Raw genomic sequence first — 26,124 nt, 5'->3', positions numbered from 1 at the left:
TTTCGGCAGCCCCTTCTAGACCCGATACCGAGTCGGTAAACTCCAGGGATCAGTTGCTCGCAACACGATCCTTCGGCAGTTTGAACGTCCAGACCATACCGCCCTGGTTGAAGTCCTTTACCACCTTGGCCACTTCACCGCCCCAGAGCGGAACCGCCCCACCCCAGCCAGAGGCCACAGAGACATACTGCTCGCCGTCCATGGTCCAGGTGACAGGCGTACCCACAACGCCGGAACCGGTGTTGAACTTATACAGCTCTTCGCCGGTCTTGGCGTCAAAAGCCTTCAGATAGCCTTCGGGCGTACCAGTGAAGACAAGGTTGCCCGCGGTTGTCATCACACCACCCCACAGTGGAGCGGTGTTTTCATAACGCCAGACTTCCTTGCCGGTCTTTGGGTCCATGGCACGGAGCACGCCGATGTAATCGTCATTAGCTGGCTTGATGGTAAAGCCCGCACCCAGGAAAGCCGCGCCTTTCTTGTAGGAAACTGGCTCGTTCCAGATATCCATGGACCATTCATTGGACGGCACATAAAAAAGCCCGGTGTCCTGGCTATACGCCATGGGCATCCAGTTCTTGCCGCCAAGGAACGCCGGCTGGGCAACAACCACCTCACCTTTACTTCCCTCCATTGCGGAAGGATCGCCCGGGCGGCCACCGTCCTTGAAGATCGGACGACCGGTCTTCGGATCAAGGCCTTCAGCCCAGGTGATCTTGTCCACGAATGGGAAGCCGCGAATAAAGTCGCCGTTCTCACGGTTCAGAACGTAGAAGAAGCCGTTACGGTCAGCGGTTGCCGCCGCTTTCACGGTTTTGCCCTTTTCTTTGTAATCGAACGAAATCAGCTCGTTGACACCATCGTAGTCCCAGCCATCATGAGGCGTGGTCTGGAAGTGCCATTTGATACTGCCATCGTCCGGATCGATTGCCACCCGCGAGGATGAGAACAGGTTATCGCCAGGGCGCAGGTGTGAGTTCCAGGGTGCCGGGTTACCGGTTCCGAAGAACAGGGAGTCGGTGTCCTGATCATAGGTGCCACCCAACCAGGTCGCAGCACCGCCGTTCTTCCACATATCACCCGGCCAGGTCTGTCCGGCTTTGCCGCCGGAAATGCCGTTTTCAACCGCCTTGCCATCTTTGTAGACATAGCCCATATGGCCTTCAACAGTCGGGCGCATCCACACCAGCTCACCGGTATTGGCGTCGTAGGCTTCCACCTTGCCGACAATACCGAACTCACCACCGGAAACGCCGGTAATCACTTTGCCTTTGACAACGATAGGTGCGGCGGTAATGGCATAACCCGCCTGGTAGTCGGCAACCTTCTTGATCCACATGGGCTTGCCGGTATCTTTGTTCAAAGCGACGAGTTTGGCATCGAGAGTACCGAAGATAACCTTGTCGTCGTATAGGGCAACGCCACGGTTAACCACATCACAACAGGGCATGATGCCGTCGGGCAAACGCGCGTCGTACTGCCAGATCTCCTCGCCGGTTCTGGCATCAATAGCGTAAACACGGGAATAGGAGGCGGTCACATACATCACGCCATCCTTGATCAATGGCTGCGACTCCTGGCCGCGCATTTTCTCGCTGCCAAACGAGAACGCCCAGGCTGGCTGGAGGTATTGAATGTTGCTGGTGTTAAGGTCTTCCAGGATACTGAAGCGCTGACCCTGGGTACCCATGCCGTAACTGACAATATCGCCCGGCGTTTTATGATCGTTCATGATGTCTTCGTCGGTGACCGCTTGGGCCCCATACGATACCGCCAGCGCCAGGGCACTGGCCGCAATGCGAATCCCGAACTTGTTCGATGTCATGGTTGCGCTCTCCAAGTCTCTTGTTTTCGGTGCTATCGTTTTTGTTTCAGGATGAACCGGGAACTTTTCCCGCCTCTGAAGTGATTCTTCGCTTTGGGACGAAAACCAACAATTACCCCCCGGCACTGGTTTTCTCATCACTTGGTATTACTACCTCCAAAAACAAAGCCCGCGAGGGCTTCGCGGGCTTGATGTATCGCTCGAAATAAAGCGGGGAGTCATCAACGCTGACCTTCGGCCTTAGTCAACGCTTCCTCGCTGAGAAATTCCCGATAATATTGGGGAACGCTATATCGCAGCCCGAGCTCCGCAAACAGTGCTTGCATGTCGCCGGATTTCACCAGGTCACCGATAATGGCTTCGATCGCATAACCGAGCTGGCGATGGGTATGCTTGATGGCCATGCCCACGTCCCAGACCTGCTTGCCGATACCCGGGAAGCCGTTCCCTGCCAGCTGAAATTCGGTATTTCCAGGGCGCCCAAGCTCATGATCGATCTCGGCGCGCATACCCATAACGGCACTGACCGTGCCCTCGCGCATGGCATCGAATGCCTTGCGAACGTTCGGGTAATGCCTGACCTGATCCCGCATACGGCCCTGCAAACCGGAACTCAGGTAGAAGTCCGGCAGGGTATCGATCTCCACGCCAATGGGGTGGTACTGGAACTTGGCGACGGTATCGACACCGTCAATCTTCTCCGGATTGAAGGCAATCTGCCAGGTTTCCTGCTGGTAGGGGCCGAACAGCACCACCTGTTCGTTGATGTATTCCCCGGTGGAATCCTGCATGTAGGCATATTGCTTGTCATAAGGCACCCGCATCATCACGTCTGCCAGCCGGCGCTTGGCGAGGTAGTGCCCTTTCCAGACGTTGTTTCTGAGGTCATCTCCGAGGTTTTCGTCGGGCACGATCCAGTGCACCCGGAATTCAACGCCCATGGCTTCGGCAATCTGTTTGCCCACTTCCACGTCAATGCCACGGGGTTCTCCGTTCACCTCGTAGGAGTACGGCGGGAAGTTTTCATAAACACCAACTTTCAGATAACCGGATTCGAGAATGATGTCGTAGGTTCGCTCCGCAGGCCTGTTCAGTAACGGATCGCCGTCATCCACTTCCTGCGCCGGGACCACCTGGAAAAACAGCATCAGTACAACAATACGGGACAGTGTTTTCATTGTTTTCTCCCCAACGACGCCAGGCCGGCACAGGGCCGGCCTGAGTACAGGCTTGGTATGAAGATCCGAGAAGCGATCATTCCGGCTTCGGCAGAGACTCCACATAAGTCCGAATGGCCCATATGGCGTTCTGGTCCAGTGTTTTCTTCCAAGCGGGCATGCCCCTGTCAGTGCCGTTGAGCACTCGGGTAACGTAATACTCGTCATCCCACTCGGTCAGCTCACGCAAGTCGGGCGTCAGGCCGCCGGACATAGCGCGGATACCGTGGCAGCCTGCGCAGTTGCCGGCGTACGCACTCTCTCCCACTGTCACGGCCTGGGCATTGTGCTTGCCATACTCATTGCCTTCCCGAAACGGGTTCTGCGATCGCACTTCGTCACCGAGTTCAGGCAGGTCACCAGTGTCCACCTCCTGTGGAGTCACGTTGCCGTGAGCCATTACCAGACCAGCAACTCCCAAAAGAGCGGCTGCCAGCAGCGTGTGAAGTGAAAAGGGCGTGGTCATTGTTGCTACCTCTGCTATTTGATTCCTCATCCATTGGCTGTTGGTTTTGTCAGACGCCAATGTGCTTGCTCCCAGTCTAGGAATCGCACCGCTCAATCCGAATGCCACTTTGGAGGTTTTGGTGTAGTTCCTTGGTAGTAGACGCAGAGAGCGAAGGCCAAAGCATGAGATCGAAAGGCAATGTCTGAAAACTGCCCGTTTCTCAGCTACAAGCACGCTTATCGGGATATTTTCCCGGGTTTTTCTGGTTTTTTCCCGGATCCAGCATGGGTATTTCCGTCGCCTGGCGTTGGCTACGCAGCTAATACTCAGTGCGTCGACGTCTAAGCAGGGCGTTAGTCACAACAAAAACCAAGGGGAACATGTATGAAAACCACCAAAGAAAAGCATCCGCTTATACGCGGGATCAGCCTGGCACTGATGCTGGGTTCATCAGTCGCTCTGTCACTTCAGGTGCACGCCAAAGACGTGACGTGGGACGACATCGCCAACGATGCACAAACCACGGAAAACGTACTTGGCTACGGCATCGGCCCCAAGGCACAACGTTACAGCCCGATGACCACTGTTAATCGCGAGAACGTTGAGCGCCTGGTTCCGGCCTGGTCTTTCTCATTCGGCGACGAGAAGCAGCGGGGGCAGGAATCGCAGGCGCTGATTCACGACGGCGTTATCTATATCACCGGTTCCTATTCCAGAATCTACGCCCTGGACGCCAAAACCGGAGACAAACTCTGGGAATACAATCACCGCCTGCCCGAGGGCATCCGCCCGTGCTGCGACGTTGTGAACCGGGGCGCAGCCATCTTCGGTGACAAGGTCTTCTTTGGCACCCTTGACGCCGGCATCGTTGCCCTAAACAAGGACACTGGCAAGGTAGCCTGGCGGGAAAAGTTCGCCGACCACGAAGCAGGCTACACCATGACCGGGGCTCCAACCCTGGTGAAAGACCAGAAGTCCGGCAAGGTACTACTGATTCACGGGTCGTCCGGGGATGAGTTCGGCGTTGTGGGCAAACTGTTTGCGCGTGACCCTGATACCGGCGAAGAAATCTGGATGCGTCCATTCGTGGAGGGGCATTATGGTCGCCTGAATGGCGAGAAAAGCACACCGACCGGCGATCCTCGTGCACCGAGCTGGCCTGACGATCCCAACACTGAAACTGGAAAGGTCGAGGCCTGGAGCCACGGTGGCGGTGCCCCCTGGCAGAGCGCGAGCTTCGATGCCGACACCAATACCATCATCATCGGCGCTGGCAACCCTGCCCCATGGAACACCTGGAAGCGCACATCACCCGGTGGCGACCCCGCCGACTACGACAACCTGTACACGTCCGGGCAGGTCGGCGTAGACCCGTCCACTGGCGAAGTGAAATGGTTCTACCAGCACACACCCAACGATGCCTGGGACTTCTCGGGCAACAACGAACTGGTGCTTTTTGAATACGATGAGGACGGGGAGACCGTAAAAGCGACAGCGCACGCCGATCGCAATGGGTTCTTCTACGTTGTTGACCGTACCAACGGCGATTTCAAAAAAGGTTTCCCGTTCGTAGACAATATTACCTGGGCCAAAGGGATTGGCGAGGACGGTCGTCCAATCGAAGCCGAAGGCCAGCGCCCACCACCCGTAGCTGAAGGCGAAACCCGCGGCAAATCCATCGAAGTTTCTCCGCCCTTCCTCGGTGGCAAAAACTGGAACCCTATGGCCTACAGCCAGGATACCGGTCTGTTCTACGTGCCAGCCAACCACTGGAAAGAGGATTACTGGACCGAGGAGGTCACTTACAAAAAAGGCGCGGCCTACCTGGGTCAGGGGTTCCGCATCAAGCGCATGTATGACGACCATGTGGGTATCCTCCGTGCCATGAACCCCATCACCGGCGACATTGAATGGGAGCACAAGGAAAATATGCCCCTGTGGGCAGGTGTTCTTGCCACCAAGGGCGGCCTGGTATTCACAGGCACGGGAGACGGGTTCCTCAAGGCCTTTGACGCCGAAACCGGCGAAGAACTCTGGAAGTTCCAGACCGGCTCCGGGATCATTTCGTCTCCGATCACCTGGGAGATGGACGGTGAGCAGTATATCGGCGTTGCCTCTGGCTACGGCGGTGCAGTGCCACTGTGGGGCGGCGATATGGCTGAGCTGACCAAGCCCATTTCTCAAGGCGGGTCATTCTGGGTGTTCAAGATGCCCTCCTGGGCGCAGGCTTCACGCTAACCAATTTCCGACCTGGGTCTGGCTTAACGCCAGGCCCTTTTTTGTATCTGTTCGGGAGTGACTACCATGAAATTCGTTATTACTGCTTCCATGATGGCTTTGTGCTCACAGTCGTTCGCCGGCGATTACATGGCCGGCCAGGATCATGCGCCCTCATTCAACGGCTGTGTTCTTGAGCGCCGGGCCCAGTGCCCCGGAGCGGATCTTCGGGGCGCCGATCTGTCCAACATGGACTTGCGTTCCGCTGATTTCAAAGGCGCTAACCTTTCAGGCGCCAACCTGAGCCATACAAGCCTCAGAGGTGCCAATCTGGATGGAGCAAGTCTGGACAACGTCGTTGGCTACCGTTTGCAGGCCTACCGAGCAAGCATGCGGGGAGCATCGCTGAAAAATGCAGATCTTCAGGGCATGCAGGGGCAATACCTTTTTGCCCAGGGGGCTGACTTTAGCGGCTCGAATCTAACGGGGGCCAATTTCGATTTTTCGAGATTCTCAGGCGCTTCATTGCAGAACGCCAATCTCGCCTTCAGCAGTTTTGAAATCTCCTGGCTGCCAAAAGCCGACCTGAAGGGTGCCAATCTGCGGGGAGCCAACCTTCAGGAGGCCAAGCTCGGACTGGCCAATCTGTCTAACGCCAATCTCACCGGAACCCGGATACATTACGCAACGTTCGAGGGTACCTACATGGAAGGCTGCACGGCCTGCCCTTTCGATTGGTAATGGTGGGCGGGCTCACACCCGCTGGCCTTCTCCCAATTGCCCGTACCGAATCAGACCAGCATCCACAGCCAGGTGAATCAACTCCACTGACGAGGCCACCTGCAGTTTGCTTTTCAATACCGCCAGATGGTTGGAAACCGTTTTATTGCTAACACACAGGCGCCCGGCAATCCCCGGAACACTCTCCCCCCGGGCATACATCAGCAAAACTTCCATCTCCCGCTGTGTGATATCGCGCAGACGGTGATCCACCGGTCTTTCCTGATTCATAGCCAGCCGGGTCGCAATCGGGTGCTCGATGTAGGGTTGGCCCGCCGCTACCCGTTTGACCGCTTCCGCCAATTCTTCGGGGGCGCAACTCTTGGATACAAATCCCAGCCCACCAACATCCAGGGCCTGGCGCACCATTGGTAGTTCATCGTGCATGGTAAAGAACAGAATGGCGGCGCTGCGCCAGCGCTGACGAAGTCGGCGCCCCACTTCCAGGCCAGAGATATCCGGCAACCCCATATCCAGCAGCACGACATTCGGCTGGTGGTCCGCGTAACGGGCAACCGCATCCTGTCCTGTTTCCACTTCGACAATGGCGACGGCGGGTATCATCGACCTCAGCAGGTTGGCAATCCCCTGACGCACAACCTGATGGTCATCAACGATCATCAGTTTCACACGGCACCTCCTGGCGCTGTAATGGATTCAGACAAAGGCACCGCAAGGCGTATTCGTGTGCCTTCACCCACCTTGCTGGAAAATTGCACCTTTCCGCCGAGGCATCGCGCCCGCTCACGCATGGAGCGAATGCCCAGGCCCGCCTTCGCGGGAAAGTTCTCTGCACCGGCTCCGTCGTCCCGAATGTCAATCCGCAGTCCATCGGAATGTTGAGCAACCGCCAGTATTGCGCAGCGGGCTCTGGCGTGTCGGGATATGTTGTTCAGCGCCTCCTGAAGGAAACGATAGAGATGTGTCTGCTGCTCATCGGTGAGTTGCGGCAGTTGCGTATCCATATCAAGCCGACAGTCCAGCCCGCTCAACTGCTGCCACTGTTCCGCCAGGTGTCGAATGGCGCTGTCCAGGCCAAGTTGCTCCATCACCAATGGGTGCAGATCCTGCAACAAATGGCGGAAATGCTGTTGCACGGTTTCACAGTGTCCCGCTAGATCTTTTGCCTGTTGCTTCTGTCGTTCGTTCAATTCGGGGTCGTACACCCAGCTTCGCGCCTGCGCACGAATACCGGTGAGATACTGGCCAAGATCATCGTGCAAGACACGGGCAATATGTGATCGCTCCCGGTCCTGTAACTGCAGCAGTTCGTTCAGCAGGTGGCTGACGGTTTTCTGTTCCTTTTCCAGCGCGGTGGCCATTGCATTGAACCGACCGGCCAGAGTATCCAGTTCTCGGATACTCTGCCTTGGCAGCCTGGACGTCAGCTCCCCCCCGGCCACAGCCTCCAGAGCGCTTGCCAATGAAACCAGGGGCCGAAGCCCCTGCCTGACCATTCCGTAGAGTGCCATGAAGCACAAAACCATACCCACTGCGTAGGAAAAGGAAACCAGCAGGAACCCTTCCCAGATTTCCTCGACCTCATCAGCGGGATCAATCCGCCAGCCATTGACCGAGGGAAAAGACACCTGTCCCGACACCATGGACGAAAACCAGGAAGGCACATGCCCATTGTCGTCTGCCTTGTCGGCCACTGGCTTTATGTGCCGCATATTCGCAACCACATTAGCCGGCAGACCTTGAGGATCGCCCAGACTTTTCGCCAGACCTGACACGCCGGTGAGCTCACGCTGAACATCGTGCTGCGCCTGCCCAATGTACAACGCAGCACCCAGCAGATACACGACAACAAATACCGCCAGCATGGTCAGGGAAATTTTCCGGTAAGCCGTCATTATTTTGGTCCAGTCAAAGGCTTTGGCACCTATACCAATCATGCTAAACGCCCTATTTCTGACCGGAATAGTTCTTTAGTACCGGCACTTTCCTACTTTCTGAATATTTCCGGGACTTTTTCCCTTCTCTAAGCTGGAAGCACAACAATAAACCGGAGAACTTCATGTCTCTTTTGTTCAGGACTGCAACCGCAATACTGGCAGCCATCCTCAGCACCGCCCCGCTGAAAGCAGATTCTCTTGAGGTACGTGTAGGGTATGTGCAATGGCATCCGGACCAGGGCCCGGTCTTGTCCAATGTCCTTCCCGAACCGGAAGACGCCGGCCTGAAAGGCGCAGAACTGGGCATGCAGGACAACAGCACCACCGGGAAGTTTCTCGGGCAGACCTACACCCTGGAAAGCAGGGTTGCCGACTCGGAAGCCGAGGCGATGGCCGCTTTCGACCAACTGCGCGCGTCCGGTATCGAACTGTTCGTGGTGAATACTCCGGCACAGACATTGAAGAGAATGATCGCAAAGACGGACGCAGACACACTTCTGTTCAATGCCGGTTCAAAAGCGGACGAGCTTCGAACCATCGAATGCAACGCCAACCTGCTCCATACCATGCCCAGCTACGCCATGCTGACGGACGCACTGGCACAGTGGCTGAACCAACGGCGCTGGAACGAGATTTTCTTGATTACCGGGCCCACTGACGACGACAAAGTCTGGGCCAATGCCTTTCGCAGATCTGCCAAGCGCTTCGGTTTGGAAGTTATTGAAGACAAACCATGGACCTTTGACGCCGACCTTCGCCGCACCGCCTCCAGGGAACTGCCGTTGTTTACCCAGGCCAGCGACTACGATGCCGTTGTGGTGGCGGATGTTCGAGGCGATTTTGGCGAGTACGTGCCTTTTAATACATGGCTGCCGCGACCTGTCGTCGGCACTCAGGGGATGTCCCCCGTTACCTGGCACCGGGTAGTGGAAAGCTGGGGCGCCGCTCAACTGCAAAGCCGCTTCCGTGATCTGGCTGGCCGCGACATGAACGGCGAGGACTATGCCACCTGGGCAGCCATTCGTTCCATCGGCACAGCCGTCACTGACTTGGGTGACGCAAGCCCCAACGCAATCCGAAGTTTTCTTTTCAGCGACAAATTCCAGCTTGCCGCTTTCAAGGGCCGCAAGCTGACTTATCGCGATTGGAACGGCCAACTTCGACAGCCAATTCCCCTGGTTCATCCACGGGGACTGGTTGCCAGGGCACCGTTCGAGGGGTTTCTGCATCCCAACACGGACATGGACACGCTCGGTTTCGACAAACCAGAGAGCGAATGTCGCATCAACGGCTGACCGCTCTGGCGGAAGCTTTCTATAACAAGAAGGAGTTACACCATGAAGTCTCTGCTCAAGCACGCCGCCCTGGTCGCCATCGTCGGCCTGTCGACACCGGCCATGGCCAGCCTTGCCTACGTGTCCAACGAAAAAGACAACACCCTTTCCATCATCGACACCGAGACTCAGGAAGTTGTTGAGACCATTGATGTGGGCCAGCGGCCACGGGGCATCCTGTTGTCCAAGGACCACACCAAGCTTTATATCTGCGCCAGTGACGACGATACTGTGCAGGTGCTGGATCTGGCGACCCGCAAGATCGTCGACACCCTGCCCTCCGGTGAAGATCCCGAACAGTTCTCACTTCACCCGAACAACAAGCATCTGTACATCGCCAACGAGGACGACGCCATCGTCACAGTGGTGGATGTGGACACAAAAGACGTCCTGGCCCAGATTGACGTCGGTATAGAGCCGGAAGGCATGGCTGTAAGCCCGAACGGAAAATGGGCGGTCAACACCAGTGAAACCACCAGCATGCTGCACTGGATCAACACCGAGACCTTTGAGATTGAAAAGAACATCGTTGTCGGGCAACGCCCCCGCCACGTGGAATTCAGCAAAGACAGCAAGATTGCCTGGGCTTCGGCGGAAATCGGCGGCACCGTGCACATCATCGATGTGGACAATCTGGAGCAGATCCATGAGATGTCGTTCAAGGTTCCTGGCGTGAATCAGGACCGCGTTCAGCCCGTCGGTATCGAGCTGACCTCCGATGGAAAATACGCCTTCGTAGCGCTCGGCCCATCAAATCATGTTGCAGTCGTCGATGCCCAGACTTATGAAGTGTTGGATTATCTACTGGTGGGCAGTCGGGTATGGCAACTGGATCTCGATAAGGATGAGAAACATCTCTATACCACCAACGGCGTTTCAGGAGACGTTTCGGTGATCGATGTCGAAGACCTGAAGGTGATCAAATCCATCAAGGTCGGCCGCTACCCCTGGGGTGTGGTCATTGATCCGTCCTCATAACACCAGCATGACCATTGAAGCCAGCCATATCAGCTTTCGCTACGGCGACAAGCCCGTGCTCAAAGAGGTCAGCTTCGCGCTGACCTCTGGCCGTTTCCACGCTCTTCTGGGCCCCAACGGCGCCGGCAAGTCCACACTGTTCGGTTTGTTAACCCGGCTTCTGGCGCTCCAACAAGGCGAACTACTGCTGGCCGGTCAATCGTTGAAAAAACAGCCATCCGAGGCCATGCGCCAGATTGGTGTGGTGTTCCAGCAGAACGCTCTGGATCTTGATTTGACCGTGCGCCAGAACCTGCAGTATCACGCCGCGCTGCACGGATTATCTCGCAAAGACGCCCGAACGAGGGGTGATCGCGAGCTGGCTCGTTTTGAACTGCTGGAGCGCGCCAACGAACCCGTGCGCAAGCTCAATGGCGGCCACCGACGGCGTGTGGAAATTGCCCGGGCCTTGCTTCATGAGCCCTCTCTGTTGCTGCTTGATGAGCCCACTGTCGGCCTGGATGTGGCAAGTCGCAGAGCGCTCAACGAACATGTTCGCATTCTGTGCGACGAGGCCGGCCTGACCGCGCTGTGGGCGACGCACATGATCGAGGAGGTGCAACAGGATGACCGGGTGTTGATCCTGCACCAGGGGAAACTGCTGGCCGATGGCTCCGGCCAGGACATTTGCGAAGCCGAGGGCACCCGGAACCTGGCGGAAACGTTTCACTCGCTGACGGGGGCAGGATAATCATGAAAGCGGCCCATTACTGGCACTGTTTTGTCGGCATCCAGACGCGGGAGTGGTTGCGCTTCTGGCAACAACGCACTCGCTTCGCCAGCGCCCTGGTTCGGCCGCTTCTGTGGCTGGTGGTGTTTGCCGCCGGCTTCCGGGCGGTGCTGGGTATTTCCATTATTCCGCCCTACCAGACCTACATCACTTACGAGACCTACATCGCCCCCGGGCTGTGCGGGATGATCATCCTGTTCAACAGCATGCAGGGGGCGCTTTCCATGGTGTATGACCGGGAACTGGGCAGTATGCGGGTTTTATTGATGAGCCCTTTGCCCCGGCCGTTCCTGCTGGTGACCAAGTTGCTGGCGATGGGGGTGGTGTCGGTCGGGCAGGTGTATGTGTTCTTGATGCTGGCATTGCTGGTGGATGTGGAGCCACCGTTGTGGGGCTACCTGGCCGTCTTTCCGGCCCTGGTATTAACCAGCCTGATGCTGGGTGCGCTGGGCCTGCTGATTGCCACCTGGATCAAGCAACTCGAAAACTTTGCGGGGGTCATGAACTTTGTCATTTTCCCGATGTTCTTCATGTCTTCGGCGCTGTACCCCCTGTGGAAAATGAACGAAGCCAGCCCCTGGCTGTACTGGGTCTGCCAGTTCAATCCGTTCACCCACGCAGTGGAAGCGATCCGGTTTTCGCTGTATCTGGAGTGGAATCCCACCGCCTTCGGCATTACCGCCAGTGTAACGGTCGTGCTGGCACTTTTGGCAACGGCGGGGTTTCGGCCGCAGAGGACCAAGATACTGGGGACAAAGCCTGCCTGACCGAGAGGCATTCGGCAGGCAGGGTACCCGCTTACCAACCTTCCTTTGGTACGCCGTGTTCTTGGAGGTAGTCGCCGTGCTTTTCTAGGTAGTTTCGGGTTCCCACTTCAAAATCGTCCGGATCACCTGGCACCTCGGTCGCCTTCATGCGCATTACTTCTATCTCGTTGCCTATCTGGTTCAAGATCCAAACCACGACAGTACCACCAGGAGCCAAACCAATAACCATGGTATCTCTTGGCCCAGAACGCATATCAACCTGCGTTGCGTAGGGTGCAGGCTTCCGCATGCGTTCTAACAGATTCGGCGGCACTTCGATCAGCTTGACGTAATACTTTTGCTCGGCAAATGAGAACCAACGTATCCATATCAGTTCTGGAAACGGATCAACCCTGGAACCAGACCCAGTTGGGCCGTTAGGCCCCTCCCAGCAGCAACCTACGTAGCCGACGGGCTGACGCCAACTCCGCTCGCCAGTCTTCTCTAAGAACATTTCTACCCCCCAAACATCATAGTGTTCGGGAGCAGCCACATCGATATACCAAATGGAGTCATTATCTTGCGGAGATGCGCAGCCACTGGCCAATACAGCCAGCACTAACACCCAAGCGACCGAGATCTTCCTAATCATTATTCGCCTTCCATCTGTGGATAAACCAAACGTTCCCCGGAGGGCGCTGGCGAGTTGGGGTAAACGCCCTCAATTGTCACTGATTCACCCGCAATCTGAGTCGTGACACTGTTATAGTGCGATGAATGATGGATATATCGCTGAAGCAACAAGTTCAAGTCTTTTTGTGCAAGTGAAGGCGAGTCATTACCCACGCAAACCTGATCGATAAGTTCTGAGAAAATGGGTTCAAGTTCTTCGGGTAGCGCGTTGTCGCTCTTTTTCGCTTCAACGGCGTTGAACGGCACCTTGGCCTCTCTCGCAAAATGGTGCATCAACCGCATAGCAACTCTCGAATACTCGCCGCGCACCTGGCGCTGCATCCGCAACACTAGATCGACTCGGCCATCTGGGGCCGGATGGTCATATCGTCGGCTAACGATCTCGAGTCGCGCGGGCTCTCCAGAACCTGGATCGCTTGGCCCATTCTGCGCGTGGTCTGATCGCTGCACTGGCAAGCTATGGGGACCGACCCACCCTTCCGCCACAATTTGTTTTCTTTGAAACTCCAAATCATCCCATTGCATGGTTTTCTTTGGCCAGCGCAGCCGGTTTCGGGGCACGTGTAGAATTGGGCTCAGTAACACTTCTTCTCTCTGGTTGTCGCTATAGCCACCACCTATATCAGAGTGGACACCCGGCAGGTTTATCTCTCGGAAGTTGGCAGGCAAGCTGCCGTCGCGACTTCTTAGACTGTTCAGGGCGAAATTCTTACGGTGTTCGTGAGCAGCGGTCAGATGTACCGCACGATCTACCTTGTCCGAGTCCAGATAAAGCCTTACAGGATGGTTGCGATCATTGTGAGCCGAAAGGTCACCGGCCGCAGGGTTCACAATGGCTGCCACGGAGTCGAACAGACCCACGAAACGAATTTCTATGTGCTTCGGCCAAGATATACCGTTTTCGAACAGAGTCTTGGCCAAAAGGCCGCTCTCCCCCTTGCTGATTTCATGGACAGCATGGCGGGCAGCGGACGCACCCCGACTGAAGCCGAACAGGTCGAGTGTTAATCTCTCAAAAGGTCTATTTCGCTGTTCAACAGATAATGTTTGCAGAATTTCCTTCGCCTCTCGTGCTAGATCCACAAACACGCCCTTCACCTGCTGGACGACACCAGACTCTCCCATACCAGTTATCGCCCCATATAAAACATCGTCACCTCCGGTCTTGGTGCCTACTCCAGGAGCATACAATTTACGCCTATACCTAACGGCATCATCCAGTTCGTTACGGCCTTCTACATACAAGTCCCACAATTTAGCCACGTTGCTAAGGCCATTGGCGTAACTATCCCCCATCATCAGGCGAATTCGCCACTCACACTCCTCCCGACTTATCTCATCGTTTTCATAGGGAATCAGACAATCCCGCTCCAGCTGCTCGGCAAACGAGCGTGCATTGGCAGCGTTGTTCATGGTGCCGTCGGTAAATATCCCGACTTCCAGATGTACTTTGGGAGGAACAGCCTTGGAGGAATCTGTTTTCTCGGCGGCCAGTGCTGCCGCAGCACTCAGCGATGCCACTGAAGCAGAGGCTCCCAGCGGCAGGCTCAATCGATGATCTTCCGCCCCGTCTTGCGACTCACGCTCAGATCTCCGCCATTGACGATAATTCGCCGAGAACAACCCTACACCCAACCCACCAATGCCTTGGGGATGATACTGGCGCAGTTGTTCAGGGGTAATGTCGCAGGCATTCAGCTCTGCTACGCCTTTTTGGATGGCATAAGGTGAGTTCATTCCGCCACTGCGTAACCTCCAGCGTCCTCCCGCGGGCAGGCTATCGTCTGGCAGCCAGCTCACGACGGGAGAAAGGGGCCGGCCGGACCCGGTATAGACAAGCATCAGCCTGTTATCGCTGACTGCCCGGCAGACGGTTTCGGTCAGATGATGGCCGCTGCGGGTTTGGGGCCCGAACGCCGATTCCATGCGCGCGCGGACACTGCCATCGTCCTGGATAACGCGCCTAGCCATACTGGTGGCGATAAAGGGGGATTCAATGCGGGGAAGGTGGTAGGCCTTCAGGTCCCAAACCGGGACCAGGTCCATAAAGCCCATCGTCAGCACTCCTTGTTGACGGTAAAAGACAGGCTGACCATGTTAGCCGAAGTTTCACGAAGGCAACAATTCGAGTGTCACGTTTATGTCACTAAACCAGGTCCACGTCCTCCGCATCTCGCAACTTATCAAGAAGATTGCTGATCAAGCGGGGCTCACCAATGGCATCGTCCCACTGCAACTGCGCTGGACTACCATCCAGATACCATAGACGGTTCGCCAGAGTCTCGGCATCGCGCCCATCATGGGTTACGCAAATCATGGCCATGCTGGCATTGGCGTCCATGATGCCAGCAATCAGTGTTTTTAGTTCTCCCGCCTTTACCGGATCAAGCGACGCGAAGGGCTCATCAAGCAACAACAAATCCGGTTTAACCGCCAGGCAACGTGCGAGTGCGGCTCGTCGAGCCATGCCGATGGAAAGCTGGTCCGGCAGGTAGTGACCGTATCCGGCAAGGCCCACCTGGCCCAGAACGATTTCAGCCTCCTCATCACTCGCCCCTACAAGCTGGAGGTTGGCATTCAGGGTTCGCCAGGGCAGCAATCGGTGTTCCTGGAACAGGTAGCCAACCCGCAGTGTCTCGCGGCCAATAATGGCACCCTGCGGGAGTGCTTTGTCGAGCCCGGCGATGGCGTTCAACAGGGTGGTTTTGCCAATACCGGACGGCCCTAACAGGCAGATGCGATCGCCCCGCTCAATGGTGGCGAAGACCTCACCCAATACGGGTTTGCCAAAACTGCGCCCGGCGATTTGTAGCTCAAGCATGGGCGGCCTCCGGCTGACGCCAGCGACTGGAGCGGCGTTCAAGGGGCTGCAGGATGGCCAACTCGATGAGTTGCACCACGGCGATAAAGGCCAGACTGTAGGCGAGGATGGAAGCCACATCGAACACCTGAAAGGCCATGTGTAACTGGAAACCGACACCACTGGAACGACCCAGCAGTTCGACCACCAGCACGATTTTCCAGATTAGAGCCAAGCCACCACGCGTAGCCGCCATCAGATAGGGAAACAGTTGTGGTACCCAGACCTCACGAAACCGTTGCCAGCGGGTGAACTCGTAGACGGTGGCCATTTCCTCCAGCCGGTAGTCGAGGCTGCGGGCCCCTTCCCGAACCGTCACCGCCACATTGGGGACCTTATTGATCACCACCGCCATCACCGCTGCCACTTCGACCAGGCCAAACCAGACATACATCAAGATGATGGTTACCAGCGCGGGCAGGTTGAGAAGCAGGACCAGCAAAGGATCGAACAGCGCATTGGTAGTTTGGGAGCGCCCCATAGCAATGCCGATCCCGGTACCGAGCAGCATGGCCAATGCAAAGGCCACCACCACACGCGCTAGTGTGGCACCAAGGTGGTGCCATAGGGCTCCGGATTCGGATTCCTGCATCAGGGAATCTAAAACGTCGAGGGGAGTCGGCAGCAAGGGGGACTTGATCACCCAGGCAACCGCCGCCCAGAAAAAGACGAGAGACGGCAACACCACCCAGTAACTCCAGGCCGGAGGGCGGCCGGAGAAGGCGCTCACGGTTGGCCCCGGTGGAACAGGTCGGCGGGCATACGATTGTCAGGATTGGCACCGGTGAGCGCCAGCAGACGATGCAGGTCCGCAATGCGCTGGTCCGTTAGCGGTAATGGTACGCCTGCCACAAATCCTTTCCGCAGCGATTGAAACACAGCGTCGTCAGGCTCACCCATCAGTGGCCGCAAGCGTTGCCAGAACCTTTCGCTATCCGAGAGCTCTTTCTTGGCCTGCTGCAAAGATCTGGCAAATCGGTCCATCAATCCGCGATGGTCGTCCGCCCAATCAGCCGGGAAAACATACCCCAGAACCGGCAAATTTCGGTCCAGTTTGATAGCGGCCAGAAGGTCCGACATTCTGAACGCCGAGCGCCAGCCACCCTCACCTGTCAGGCGTGCCGCAAAATGCCAGTAGGTAATGATGACATCCACTTGGCTCCGCCTCAGGGCCTGGCTCAGCAGCGGTGGAGCGGCAAACTGCACCTCGGCAGATTCGGCAAGCTTGATCCCTTGCTGCTCGGCAACCTTTTGCAACAGTATCCAGCCCTTGCTGTCCGGCCCGCCTGCAACGCCGATACGCGTGCCGGCCAGATCGGCCACGGCGTGTATATCGGAGTCTTCAGCCACCACGATATCGCCAATCTGGGATGAAAACGGTACGTAAAGGTGAGGCGCTCCGTCCTCAAAACGGGCCTGAGCCCAAAGCAGGTCGGCTACGGCCCCGTTGACGGAGCCACTGGTTACCGCCAGGCGGGACGCGGGCAGGTTAGCCACCGGCGTGAGCTCCAACTGGAAGCCGTTCTTCCGGTCCAGCCTCCGGTGAAGTATATGGTCCAACTCCCAGTGAGCAGTGCCGAACTGCAACACACTGACGGACAACACAGGCAAGGGTTGGTTATCGCTGGCAATAGCTGACCCGGGTTGCGCAAAAACCAACCACACGATGGCCATAGCCATCCAGGCAGCGCGGACAGCGGCAACGGGAAATACGGGATCAGGCATTGTTATGGTTTGTTGGCTCATCCCTCCACGATACGAAGCCCGCCAGCCGGCAAGAATAGTACTTTGGTGCCTGTTTTTTGGTGCGATGGTCGCATTCAACCCAAGACGAGGATAGCGTGTAATGCAATCATCACAATAATAACCAGAGGATCACACCCCACTTGGGAGATCCCCTGTCCCAGGAGGCCGCCATGCTGAATGAGCCCGATGCCACACTCTCTCCCGAAAAGCGCTATGATGTCCCGAAAACCGTCCCTGATAACGACAACAAACCGGTGGAACCAGTGATGGAGCCAACCTACAAAATATTGATCGCCGACGACCACCCGCTGTTTCGTGAGGCCATCAGCAGCGTGATATCGACCGGTTTTGACGGCAGTACGATCATTGAAACTGCCGACCTCGATAGCGCCCTGGACATTACCCGCGAAAACGATGATCTGGATCTGATCCTGCTGGATCTGAACATGCCGGGAATGCACGGTTTGAACGGTCTGATTACCTTGCGAAACGAAGCGCCAACCATCCCGGTGGTCATTGTATCGGCGGAGGAAGACAAGCAGGTGGTGTTGCAGGCCATTACCTACGGCGCCTGCGGTTTCATTACCAAATCTTCTCCCCGCGCCCAGATGACGGAAGCCATTCAGCAGATCCTCAACGGCAATGTTTATCTGCCTTCCGACATTATCCGTACCGGCAAGGAAAGCACCCATCGCCGTAGCCGTCATGAGGACAACCCGATTTCACCAGAGCTGCTGAACTCCCTGACCCGCCGCCAGTTGTTGGTACTGGAGCGTATGTCCAAAGGGGAATCCAATAAACAGATTGCGTACAACCTGAACATTGCAGAGACCACGGTAAAAGCCCACGTCTCGGCGATTCTTCGTAAGCTGGGGGTTCACAACCGGGTGCAGGCGATTCTGTCGGCCAGCGACGTGGATTTCAGTCAGTATCTGAAGCGGTAGGAGATCACCCTCTCAAAAGGTGATTCAGCGCACTGCGCAACTTCAACGGCTTCACAGGCTTGTTCATCAACACATGCCCCAACTCGCGGATGTGCTGCTTCAACTCGTTGGTGTAGTTGGCGGTAATCATGACCACCGGCGCCGGGCAATGGCGGCGGCCATTGATCTCGGCTACCACATCTACCCCGTTTTCGTCGTTGTCCAGGTGATAATCCGCCAGGATAAGGTCCACGGGACTCTTGGCCGGGTCCAGCTGTCGCTCAAGATCTCCAAGGGAAACCGCTGAAACCACCTGGCAGTCCCAGCCTTCCAGCAACGTCTGCATGCCCTGGCAGATGGCATGGTCGTCGTCGATCACCCAGATCCTGGCGCCACCCAGGCCGCCGTGGTTTGACACTGCGCGGTCGTCATCCGCTGTCGGCTGTTTGGGCAACAACCGCCCGACCGGCACTTTTACACTGAACACCGAGCCTTTGCCCTCTATCGAGGATACCGTCACCTCGTGGCCCAGCATGCGGGAAATCTTGTCGACGATCGCCAACCCCAGCCCAAGGCCCTTGTCCGGCTGCGAGCCAGCGGGGCGAATGCGCTTGAACTCCTGGAAAATCTCGGTCAGCTTGTCCTCCGGAATACCAGGGCCGGTGTCCCACACCTGCAGCAATACATGCTCCCGATGCCGGCGGCACCCCAGCAGAATGCGCCCAGTACCGGTATAACGAATGGCATTGGTGAGGAAGTTGCGAAGAATCCTCGCCAGTAGCTGGGAGTCGGACTCCACGATTGCCGAGGATGGCACGAAGTCCAGCGTCAGCCCCTCCGCCAGTGCCATCTGACGAAACTCACGGGCGATGTTGTTGAGCAGGTCCCGCAAGTCGAAGGCCATGATGTCCGGCTTGATCACGCCGGCATCCAGCTTGGAAATGTCCACCAGGGTGCCCAGAAGGTTTTCCACATCGTCCAAGGAGGTGCTTACCGATCGCACCAGTCCCTCGGCCTTGGGCCCGAAGGAGTGCTCCAACAAAGAACTGGTGAACAGGCGAGCTGCATTCAGTGGCTGCAGCAGATCATGGCTGACCGCCGCCAGAAATTTGGTTTTCGACAAGTTGGCGCGCTCGGCGTCCATCTTGGCGTCACGCAGTCGCGCTTCCACCGCCGCCCGCTCACTGATTTCCTGTCGCAACTGACTGTTGAGGCCGGTAAGAGCTGCGGTACGTTCTTTCACCCGCCGTTCCAGATTATCGTACGCCTGCTCCAGTGCCAGCGCGGTCTTGCGGCGGTCGGTAATGTCCCGGATCAGCACGAAGAACCCGATAACCTCCTCGTGGTCGTCCACGTTTGGTACGTAGGCGCGGAGCATGTAGCGGGTCTCTCCGGTGTCGTTGGTTTCCTCGAATTCGAAGTTAACGCTATTACCCCTGAGCACCGCCTGCATATGAGGCATGAGCCGCTGGTAAAGCTCAGGCTGGTGAATGTTCTCCAGGTGTTTACCAAGTGGAGACTCACCATTGCGGCCATACCAGGCTTCATAAACCTTGTTGCAGAACTGCACGGTCATGTTCGCGCCCACGTAGGCGATCAGTGCGGGCACATGGTCCGTCACCACGCGGATCCAGCGCTCGCTCTCTTCAAGCGCCTTGATTCGGCGAGCCATTTCACTGTTCTTGACGTCAGTAATGTCCGAGTAAAGAACAACCAGCCCACCCTCACGGGTGCTCCTTTCCGTCATCTGCACCCAACGGCTATTGGACAGCAGGAACACCGCCCCTTCTGAGGACTCATTCACATGCTCTTCGACCACCAGCCCGGAATTGATCGCCATGGCCTTCAGATCGGCGATAGAAGTGCCGGGGGGAGGAACATCCAACCGGGCATCGGCCCAGTAACTGCGGAACCGGCTGTTACATTGAATAAGGCGGTGCTGGTGATCAAAAAGCACAAAGCCATCAGCAATGCTTTCGATAGCGTCTGCCAGACGCTGGCGCGTGGTTTCAGCCTCTTCGCGGGCCCTGTTCAGGGCCTTGTTGCTGTGCTTGAGCTCATCCATGGTTTGGTTGAGCGCTTCCGTACGTTCCCGCACCTGCTCCGCCAGAACCACCGAGTGTTCAAACGCCGCATAGGGTTCGGGTTTGTGAGCCGAGCCGGATTCCACCCGAACAATAAGAGCGTCCCTTATCTTTCGGAGGCGTTCGTTCTCCGCCTCCAGCTCGGCAATCCGCTGATCCCTGCGGTTGTCGGGATCAGCCTCAGTTGTGACCGTAACCGGCATCGGGCTGACCAATCACCACCCCCGTAAACGTCTGATTGATATGCATACCGTCGAACTGCTCACCATAGGTATTGAAGCCAATAACCTTGTGATGGCGAAGGAAATCTGACACTTCATCCACCACGCCGGTGAACTCCGCCTCCAGACGACGAAGAAAGCAGTCGCAGCCGATGGTTACCAGTGGCGGGCCCACGACCCGCTCGGAGGCCTCAATTTGCGTGCGCACGCTCTCAAGAAGTGAGCCAGGCTCCATGGCGGTCATCACGATGCCGGTTTCCACCGCGCAGTAGAACGTCAGGCTCCCGTCGGCGTTCACCCGTTGTACCGAGCGCACGAAATAGTGCCCCCCGATCCGCACGCCCATCGGTCGCAGCGCAAACACCTTGCGGTCAAGCTCTTCCACCGCTACGCCCACTGCGCGGGCGTAGGCTTCCGCTGCCGGTTCCGCGTTCAACTCATAGACGGTCCGGCTCTTAGCATCTGCGTGAGTAACCACCAGTTTTTCTTCGCGGGCTTGCATGTGGTGCGTGGAAAACACACGGAAGTCCAACGGCGTATTAACCAGCATCACAGTGGCGGCCCCGGTGTGAAACCGGCCCTCAAAAAACACGTGGGTATTGGCCAGGCGCTCGTCGTCGCCCGCGGATCCGCCAAACTGTGGGATAGTGCCGAGCGCGGCATTCAGTGTCGCCAGCACAAGCTCTTCCCGGCTCGACAGCCCATCCAGCAAAGTGATGGCAAAGGTGTTGCCCTTGACCGATGCCAGGCCGGCATCACGACAGGTGGACAACAGACCATCAATGACCCCCTGGGCGTCGTGAAGGGTGAAATGCTCAAGCTCACTGATCAGGGCGCATTCAATAGAAAAGTAACGCCGGTCGAAACCAATAGCGGTGATACAGCCCCGGCCGTAACCTTCCGGTGTAATTTCCCCCGCAGACGTACAACCACTGACCCGCACGCCATCAAAGACATGTTCAAGGGCAATGCCCAGACGGCCGAGATCGTATTCAGCGGAACAGAAAAACAGGACACAGCCGAGGTGTTCATGACTGAGCTCGCTGGCAAGGTTGGTAGCGGCCAGCATCGGATCACGAACATGCGAGCTGGCTACCCGAACGGCAGGCAGCGTGGTAACGGGTTTCATGGATACGCGCTCCGAAACCGAGTGGCTTTCACTCGATTCTACGGAATCCGCAAACGGAGCCAATGCGACTTCAGTGCTTTTAATTGGCGCGCCAAAATGATCGTAAGCCATTGATTAAAAACCCTCCTGAATCAATGCCTGCTGGCGCTGCCGATTTGCGGGAAAGCAAACCGGCACTTTAGTCTTAAGTTCGAGGCCCCGGCGCCGGGAATCCTTGCCGGTGCTGGGGCTCTCTTCAAACACTCAGAACGTGATCACAGCACCCAGCGCCAGGGTGTCGAACTCTGCTGCATCCGCGCCGGTGGACTTCGTGGTCTGCTCAAACATGTTGTATTCGGCAACCAGCTTGAAGTTGCTGTTTACATCATGGAAGACCGCGACCGAGGTGTTCTCTGTTTCAAAATCCCCCTGGTCAGAGTCCGTTTCGCCGTAGGACAGCACCAGCCGATTGGCGCCAAGGGTATAGGATCCCTGAAGCAAATAGCCGTCGGCGTCCTCTTCGGAAGCCAGGGCCGCATCTGTCAGCAATACAGGCACGTCTCCCTCAGAAGTGAAGCCGGAGGCCGTCAGCGACAGCCCTGCAACCGACGCCTTAAGGCCGTAACCAAGGCCCTGGCTGTCCACTTCCGTGGTTGCGTTCTCGGAACTCTGATGGCGACCATTAACCCAGCCTGTCAACGCCAGGCCGTTCAGGTCCGCACTGTAGGTAACCTCTGCTTCGAAACGCGGCGCGGACTGTTCTGACTCCGCACCCGGTGTGGTATTGGCAGGCTCAAAAATACCAGCAGCCACCTTCAAGCCGCCCATATCCGGGGTCCGATAGGTAATCTGGGCAGAGGGATTGGGATAAGGGTAGCCAGTGCGGATATTACCAAAGGAAACGCCGGTGGCTGCCCCCGGAGAACCGAAGCCCATCAGGATTTCGTCCAGGAAGATGTTGGAGCGGGCGTAAAGACCAAAGTCCTTACCAATCAGAACCTGACCGAAAGAACCATCTACCGTGGCGTACAACTGACGCACATCGATGGCGGTATCTGTCGGTGACTGCAGGCTGTCGTTGATGGTGGACCAGAACGAAGACCGGCCACCCAGAGTCAGGTCGCCCATTTCCTTACTGAAGTTGAAACCGATCGTATTGGGCAGGAACCCCATTTTCACGTCGGAATTGCGAGTGTCGTTCAGCTTGTCGTCACGGTTAACGTAGAAGGCGTTGAAATAGCCGTCCACGGAAAAGCTGGTTCCGTCTTCGTTGTACACTTCGATTGCCGCGTTTGCGCCGGCACTGACCGACATCGCACCAACCATCGCGATGGCCAGCCCTGACTTTCGGAAATTGTTGTTGTTCATAAACTCCCCCGGTTTTTATTGAATCTGGGTGTTGAGCAGCGGGTGGTTACCCGTGTCTCAGGCGCATTCTTTCGCCTGAATTCAATGGTCGGCGAAGCAGCGGGGGTGGAAAATGCGCCAAGGGGGCAGGTTTTCTGATCTTTTAGGAGGCTATGAAAACAGAACTTTGGAACTACTACCCGTCAGATTGGGAAGCACTCCAACTCCTGCAGGCAATCATCGAGAAAGGACTCCGGATCGGCCATAACAGCCTCATCAGCCACCACGCCAAACTGGACCTGACCGGCGTAGCTGACAATGCTGACGCCAAGCCCGATATCCCCGGCCTGGGGTACCCAGAACATCTGTTCTAGAATACGGCAGCCGGCCAGGTAGCGTTGCTCACGAGTACCGGGAACATTGGACACCACCGCACTGGCCTTGCGGTAGAACAGATCCGCCACAGGTTGACGCCAGGCTTCGGGAATCAGCGGTGCGCTGCCTGTCAGCGCCCAGGACAGGCCGGGCTGCCAACTTTTCTTGAGCTTGCGGGTTTCATGCTTGATGCGGAACAGCCGCTCCAGGGAACTTTCACCGTCCACCGGCAACGGCACGAACACGGTCCCGAAATAGTTACCCAGAGTACCGGGCTCCGGCTTTACCCCTTCCGGCAGGCGGTTGCGGATATCCACTGGCACCGCCGCGTGAAGCACCGCCTCATCCATATCGGTATCGTCGGCGACAAGCCGATTGCGGACTGCAGACGCCACGCAACTGAGTAACACATCGTTGATGGTAACGCTGGTAAGCGTGGCAATCCGGCGAAAACGTTCAAGCGCCACGGGCTGCGACCAGCGGCACTGGCGACGTCCCAATAGCGACCGCTTAAGGGAGGAGTCCGTATCTTCCGGCTCTACCAGGAACTGGCTGAGCTCATTGACCAGCTTGACACTTTTCCAGGTCGCCCGCTCCAGGGCATTGCGACCGGCGGTGCCACCGTTGCGGGGAATATCGCCCCCCGGACCCGCCTCTTCCCGCGGCCACTCACTAGCCGTCAGCTCACGCAGCCAGGCATTGGCGGCTCTTCCCCAACGCCCCATGTCCGCCTGTTCCGCCGCGCCGTAAAGCACCGGCGCCTGTTGCGGTGACGGCGGGCACAACCGGTCAAATATGCCCTGCAGGGAGAGCCCGTCGGCGTAGCAGTGGTGCATGCGCAAAAGGAGTACGGCGCCGCCCTCGGCATCGGGAAGCAGCCAGAATTTCCAGAGCGGACGGTACGTGGGCAATGGCTGGTTCAACCGGGCTGACACCCAGTCCTGCAAGGCCTGCCGGTCCAGCTCGCCGCCGACCACCTGCAGGTGATGATGGAGCGAAAATACCGGGTCCTTTTCCCACCACCAGCCAGGGGCGCGGCGAACCGGCATATAGCGAAAACGCTCCCAGGCAAGCCAGTAAATACGCAGGAATTCCAGCAACCGGGCTTCCGTGAGCCCTTCCACCCGCAACATAACGGTAATCGTCATGGGGTTTTCGGGCCGCTCAAGAGCCAGCCAGGCCGAGTCCACAGGCAACAGCAGATGCGATTCCTTTTGACTCAAACCTGTCTGTCCCCGGATAAATGCTGCAAGAAATGGAAAGTTGACCCCGCATTGTGCCAGACAAGCCCTGAAGGCTCCATAAGGCTGTCGGCGTCACGTAGTTACAAAAAGTTACACGGAAGTAACCTTTCACCCCTATACTGGGAATAAGGCTTGATGAAATGGCTATTAGGCACTACACGTGCCTTTACGCACTGTTCGCCAAACGTCTATTGGCCCTGGCTGAGCGTAAAAACAGTAATCAGTGCCAATACCTGCGGTGGCAGAAATCGGTACAACTGAATGTACCAGCGCCCATAAAGACCAATAAAAGGCAGGCATCAGGTGCTGAAGGAGAGCAGTCATGAAAGCGAGCCATGTACGAAAACTGATAAAACCGATCGATAGCGCTTACTCGGAGATGTTCTCAGGGCGAGTCTTCCGCGTCGGCACAGGCGCCGTTTCCGTCCGCAATCACAGCGGCAAGGCCGAACAGACCGTTATTGGCGTCCACGGTTTTCTGGAAAATCACTGCTACTTCACCCAGGCCTACGAAGCACCAACCACCGAACTGATCCTGCTGACCTGCAGCAACTATCACATTCCCGTAAACGGCGTAACGCCCGAAGCACCGGACTGGGAAGTGCCTATCAAACACCTCGACGGCACTATCGAGTACGACGCCTGTATTCTCAACCAGGCCCTGGCGAACCTGCCCAGCACCGACAACATCCGCGTACATGGCCATTCTCGCGGCGGCGCCGTCATCCTTGAGGCCATCAATCAATGGCCGGAACTGTATGAAAACGTGGAATTGGTGCTGGAAGCACCCGTTCTGCCCCAGGGACGTCTTTCTGCCCTGGTAACGGCGGTACTGGAGCCGGTGAGCCATGGCATGTGGCCCTGGCTGATTCGCCTGATAAACAGCGCTCCCTCATCCGCCTATGGTCAAACCTTCTTCGGCAAAATGAACCCACGCAAGAAGCAGCTGCTGGGCAAACTGTTTTCCGCCACCAAGGACCACCTGACCATTGTTCGCAACATAGAGAACCTGATGGCCTGGATGGAGAGGACAGACACCAGCGTGTACAACAAGGTTCGTTACGGCACCTTCCTGATACCGGCTGTGGACCGAATACTGGACCGACAGGCCATGTTGGCCAGTGCACGCCAAAGCCCGACCACCATGCGGATTGTCGAAACCGAGGCTCCCAGCCACTTTATTACACTCGACAGCAAGGAATGGGTGCCGGGATTTGAGAGCCTGCCGGCGACGGCCCAGGGTTAGCACAGCTGCACTCGAGCCCCGGCTCCGCTAAACTGGCGCGTTTCTGTTGCAGGTCCAGTGGAGCC

At 57.0% G+C, this 26,124-nt stretch carries 22 protein-coding genes; 8 read left to right on the top strand and 14 right to left on the bottom strand.

The window, feature by feature from the left end; all coding sequences use genetic code 11:
- Positions 1-49: 49 nt before the first annotated feature.
- From SIC19_RS13205 to pedF, 3 genes are all read right to left on the bottom strand, one after another.
- Positions 50-1,825: a PQQ-dependent methanol/ethanol family dehydrogenase gene (locus SIC19_RS13205; protein ID WP_075194286.1), complete on the bottom strand. Its 1,776-nt coding sequence runs from the start codon at positions 1,823-1,825 to the stop codon at positions 50-52.
- Positions 1,826-2,046: 221 nt separating this feature from the next.
- A complete protein-coding gene (locus tag SIC19_RS13200) occupies positions 2,047-3,003 on the bottom strand; it encodes a substrate-binding periplasmic protein (RefSeq protein WP_075194285.1) in 957 nt (318 codons plus the stop codon).
- Between the two features lie 76 nt (positions 3,004-3,079).
- The gene (gene pedF / locus SIC19_RS13195; RefSeq protein WP_036205991.1) at positions 3,080-3,508 is read right to left on the bottom strand and encodes a cytochrome c-550 PedF; all 429 of its coding nucleotides are present in this window, start codon (positions 3,506-3,508) and stop codon (positions 3,080-3,082) included.
- A 366-nt stretch (positions 3,509-3,874) separates the two neighbouring features.
- Between pedF and SIC19_RS13190 the strand changes: the two genes are divergently transcribed.
- Both SIC19_RS13190 and SIC19_RS13185 read left to right on the top strand, forming a co-directional pair.
- Positions 3,875-5,728 carry a methanol/ethanol family PQQ-dependent dehydrogenase gene (locus SIC19_RS13190; RefSeq protein WP_075194284.1) on the top strand — a complete coding sequence of 618 codons (1,854 nt, stop codon included), beginning with the start codon at positions 3,875-3,877 and terminating at the stop codon, positions 5,726-5,728.
- A gap of 66 nt (positions 5,729-5,794) precedes the next feature.
- On the top strand, positions 5,795-6,448 hold the full coding sequence (locus tag SIC19_RS13185; protein ID WP_075194283.1) for a pentapeptide repeat-containing protein: 654 nt from the start codon (positions 5,795-5,797) through the stop codon (positions 6,446-6,448).
- 12 nt (positions 6,449-6,460) lie between these two features.
- Here the strand turns inward: SIC19_RS13185 and SIC19_RS13180 are convergent, their stop codons facing one another.
- Both SIC19_RS13180 and SIC19_RS13175 read right to left on the bottom strand, forming a co-directional pair.
- On the bottom strand, positions 6,461-7,117 hold the full coding sequence (locus SIC19_RS13180; RefSeq protein ID WP_036210434.1) for a response regulator transcription factor: 657 nt from the start codon (positions 7,115-7,117) through the stop codon (positions 6,461-6,463).
- Entirely contained in the window at positions 7,114-8,385 is a 1,272-nt protein-coding gene (locus SIC19_RS13175; RefSeq protein ID WP_226909975.1) for a sensor histidine kinase, read from the bottom strand. The genes SIC19_RS13180 and SIC19_RS13175 overlap by 4 nt, the downstream gene beginning before the upstream one ends.
- Before the next feature lie 122 nt (positions 8,386-8,507).
- On the opposite strand from SIC19_RS13175, the gene SIC19_RS13170 reads away from it, so the two are divergent.
- From SIC19_RS13170 to SIC19_RS13155, 4 genes are read left to right on the top strand one after another with little or no spacing between them, the layout of a single operon-like run.
- Positions 8,508-9,680, top strand: coding sequence for an ABC transporter substrate-binding protein (locus tag SIC19_RS13170; protein WP_087148963.1), 1,173 nt, complete (start codon positions 8,508-8,510; stop codon positions 9,678-9,680).
- Positions 9,681-9,722: 42 nt separating this feature from the next.
- On the top strand, positions 9,723-10,697 hold the full coding sequence (locus SIC19_RS13165) for a YVTN family beta-propeller repeat protein (protein ID WP_075194282.1): 975 nt from the start codon (positions 9,723-9,725) through the stop codon (positions 10,695-10,697).
- 7 nt (positions 10,698-10,704) lie between these two features.
- Positions 10,705-11,427 (top strand): ABC transporter ATP-binding protein, encoded by a 723-nt coding sequence (locus tag SIC19_RS13160; protein ID WP_075194281.1) that lies wholly within the window; start codon positions 10,705-10,707, stop codon positions 11,425-11,427.
- Positions 11,428-11,429: 2 nt separating this feature from the next.
- Positions 11,430-12,233, top strand: coding sequence for an ABC transporter permease (locus SIC19_RS13155; RefSeq protein ID WP_075194280.1), 804 nt, complete (start codon positions 11,430-11,432; stop codon positions 12,231-12,233).
- A 31-nt stretch (positions 12,234-12,264) separates the two neighbouring features.
- On the opposite strand, the gene SIC19_RS13150 is transcribed toward SIC19_RS13155, so the two are convergent.
- From SIC19_RS13150 to SIC19_RS13130, 5 genes are all read right to left on the bottom strand, one after another.
- Positions 12,265-12,864, bottom strand: coding sequence for a DUF2931 family protein (locus SIC19_RS13150; RefSeq protein WP_075194279.1), 600 nt, complete (start codon positions 12,862-12,864; stop codon positions 12,265-12,267).
- Positions 12,864-14,960 carry a T6SS phospholipase effector Tle1-like catalytic domain-containing protein gene (locus SIC19_RS13145; RefSeq protein ID WP_075194278.1) on the bottom strand — a complete coding sequence of 699 codons (2,097 nt, stop codon included), beginning with the start codon at positions 14,958-14,960 and terminating at the stop codon, positions 12,864-12,866. Before SIC19_RS13145 ends, SIC19_RS13150 begins: the two co-directional genes overlap by 1 nt.
- A 91-nt stretch (positions 14,961-15,051) precedes the next feature.
- Positions 15,052-15,726 carry an ATP-binding cassette domain-containing protein gene (locus SIC19_RS13140; protein WP_075194277.1) on the bottom strand — a complete coding sequence of 225 codons (675 nt, stop codon included), beginning with the start codon at positions 15,724-15,726 and terminating at the stop codon, positions 15,052-15,054.
- On the bottom strand, positions 15,719-16,495 hold the full coding sequence (locus tag SIC19_RS13135) for an ABC transporter permease (protein ID WP_075194276.1): 777 nt from the start codon (positions 16,493-16,495) through the stop codon (positions 15,719-15,721). The genes SIC19_RS13140 and SIC19_RS13135 overlap by 8 nt, the downstream gene beginning before the upstream one ends.
- Positions 16,492-17,490: an ABC transporter substrate-binding protein gene (locus SIC19_RS13130; RefSeq protein ID WP_075194275.1), complete on the bottom strand. Its 999-nt coding sequence runs from the start codon at positions 17,488-17,490 to the stop codon at positions 16,492-16,494. The genes SIC19_RS13135 and SIC19_RS13130 overlap by 4 nt, the downstream gene beginning before the upstream one ends.
- Before the next feature lie 287 nt (positions 17,491-17,777).
- Here SIC19_RS13130 and SIC19_RS13125 point away from each other — a divergent pair, with 287 nt between their 5' ends.
- Positions 17,778-18,455: a response regulator transcription factor gene (locus tag SIC19_RS13125; RefSeq protein WP_075194477.1), complete on the top strand. Its 678-nt coding sequence runs from the start codon at positions 17,778-17,780 to the stop codon at positions 18,453-18,455.
- Between the two features lie 4 nt (positions 18,456-18,459).
- On the opposite strand, the gene SIC19_RS13120 is transcribed toward SIC19_RS13125, so the two are convergent.
- The 4 genes from SIC19_RS13120 to SIC19_RS13105 all read right to left on the bottom strand — a co-directional run bounded on the left by SIC19_RS13120 (position 18,460) and on the right by SIC19_RS13105 (position 24,792).
- Complete coding sequence (locus SIC19_RS13120) at positions 18,460-20,721, bottom strand: NahK/ErcS family hybrid sensor histidine kinase/response regulator (RefSeq protein WP_412535521.1); 2,262 nt, start codon at positions 20,719-20,721, stop codon at positions 18,460-18,462.
- Positions 20,699-21,868, bottom strand: coding sequence for a nitric oxide-sensing protein NosP (gene nosP / locus SIC19_RS13115; RefSeq protein ID WP_075194476.1), 1,170 nt, complete (start codon positions 21,866-21,868; stop codon positions 20,699-20,701). The genes SIC19_RS13120 and nosP overlap by 23 nt, the downstream gene beginning before the upstream one ends.
- 243 nt (positions 21,869-22,111) lie before the next feature.
- The gene (locus tag SIC19_RS13110) at positions 22,112-23,215 is read right to left on the bottom strand and encodes a porin (RefSeq protein WP_075194273.1); all 1,104 of its coding nucleotides are present in this window, start codon (positions 23,213-23,215) and stop codon (positions 22,112-22,114) included.
- Positions 23,216-23,397: 182 nt separating this feature from the next.
- Entirely contained in the window at positions 23,398-24,792 is a 1,395-nt protein-coding gene (locus tag SIC19_RS13105) for a WS/DGAT domain-containing protein (protein ID WP_075194272.1), read from the bottom strand.
- Between the two features lie 343 nt (positions 24,793-25,135).
- Between SIC19_RS13105 and SIC19_RS13100 the strand changes: the two genes are divergently transcribed.
- Positions 25,136-26,059, top strand: coding sequence for an alpha/beta hydrolase (locus tag SIC19_RS13100; RefSeq protein WP_075194271.1), 924 nt, complete (start codon positions 25,136-25,138; stop codon positions 26,057-26,059).
- The last annotated feature ends 65 nt before the right edge of the window (positions 26,060-26,124 follow it).

Origin of the sequence: Marinobacter sp. MIT930201 (genome assembly GCF_047122665.1) — a bacterium.
Taxonomy (GTDB): Bacteria; Pseudomonadota; Gammaproteobacteria; order Pseudomonadales; family Oleiphilaceae; genus Marinobacter; species Marinobacter salarius.
The sequence above is the reverse complement of the archived record's forward strand: the minus strand, read 5'-3'. Positions and strand labels throughout refer to the sequence as shown.

Excerpts from the sequence above, each read along its gene's own strand:
- nosP (WP_075194476.1), bottom strand. The coding sequence starts at position 21,868 with ATGAAACCCGTTACCACGCTGCCTGCCGTTCGGGTAGCCAGCTCGCAT.
- SIC19_RS13120 (WP_412535521.1), bottom strand. The coding sequence starts at position 20,721 with ATGCCGGTTACGGTCACAACTGAGGCTGATCCCGACAACCGCAGGGAT.
- SIC19_RS13100 (WP_075194271.1), top strand. The coding sequence starts at position 25,136 with ATGAAAGCGAGCCATGTACGAAAACTGATAAAACCGATCGATAGCGCT.
- SIC19_RS13200 (WP_075194285.1), bottom strand. The coding sequence starts at position 3,003 with ATGAAAACACTGTCCCGTATTGTTGTACTGATGCTGTTTTTCCAGGTG.
- SIC19_RS13185 (WP_075194283.1), top strand. The coding sequence starts at position 5,795 with ATGAAATTCGTTATTACTGCTTCCATGATGGCTTTGTGCTCACAGTCG.
- SIC19_RS13145 (WP_075194278.1), bottom strand. The coding sequence starts at position 14,960 with ATGGGCTTTATGGACCTGGTCCCGGTTTGGGACCTGAAGGCCTACCAC.
- SIC19_RS13150 (WP_075194279.1), bottom strand. The coding sequence starts at position 12,864 with ATGATTAGGAAGATCTCGGTCGCTTGGGTGTTAGTGCTGGCTGTATTG.
- SIC19_RS13205 (WP_075194286.1), bottom strand. The coding sequence starts at position 1,825 with ATGACATCGAACAAGTTCGGGATTCGCATTGCGGCCAGTGCCCTGGCG.
- SIC19_RS13170 (WP_087148963.1), top strand. The coding sequence starts at position 8,508 with ATGTCTCTTTTGTTCAGGACTGCAACCGCAATACTGGCAGCCATCCTC.
- SIC19_RS13160 (WP_075194281.1), top strand. The coding sequence starts at position 10,705 with ATGACCATTGAAGCCAGCCATATCAGCTTTCGCTACGGCGACAAGCCC.
- SIC19_RS13110 (WP_075194273.1), bottom strand. The coding sequence starts at position 23,215 with ATGAACAACAACAATTTCCGAAAGTCAGGGCTGGCCATCGCGATGGTT.
- SIC19_RS13155 (WP_075194280.1), top strand. The coding sequence starts at position 11,430 with ATGAAAGCGGCCCATTACTGGCACTGTTTTGTCGGCATCCAGACGCGG.
- SIC19_RS13130 (WP_075194275.1), bottom strand. The coding sequence starts at position 17,490 with ATGCCTGATCCCGTATTTCCCGTTGCCGCTGTCCGCGCTGCCTGGATG.
- pedF (WP_036205991.1), bottom strand. The coding sequence starts at position 3,508 with ATGACCACGCCCTTTTCACTTCACACGCTGCTGGCAGCCGCTCTTTTG.
- SIC19_RS13140 (WP_075194277.1), bottom strand. The coding sequence starts at position 15,726 with ATGCTTGAGCTACAAATCGCCGGGCGCAGTTTTGGCAAACCCGTATTG.
- SIC19_RS13175 (WP_226909975.1), bottom strand. The coding sequence starts at position 8,385 with ATGATTGGTATAGGTGCCAAAGCCTTTGACTGGACCAAAATAATGACG.
- SIC19_RS13190 (WP_075194284.1), top strand. The coding sequence starts at position 3,875 with ATGAAAACCACCAAAGAAAAGCATCCGCTTATACGCGGGATCAGCCTG.
- SIC19_RS13165 (WP_075194282.1), top strand. The coding sequence starts at position 9,723 with ATGAAGTCTCTGCTCAAGCACGCCGCCCTGGTCGCCATCGTCGGCCTG.
- SIC19_RS13125 (WP_075194477.1), top strand. The coding sequence starts at position 17,778 with ATGGAGCCAACCTACAAAATATTGATCGCCGACGACCACCCGCTGTTT.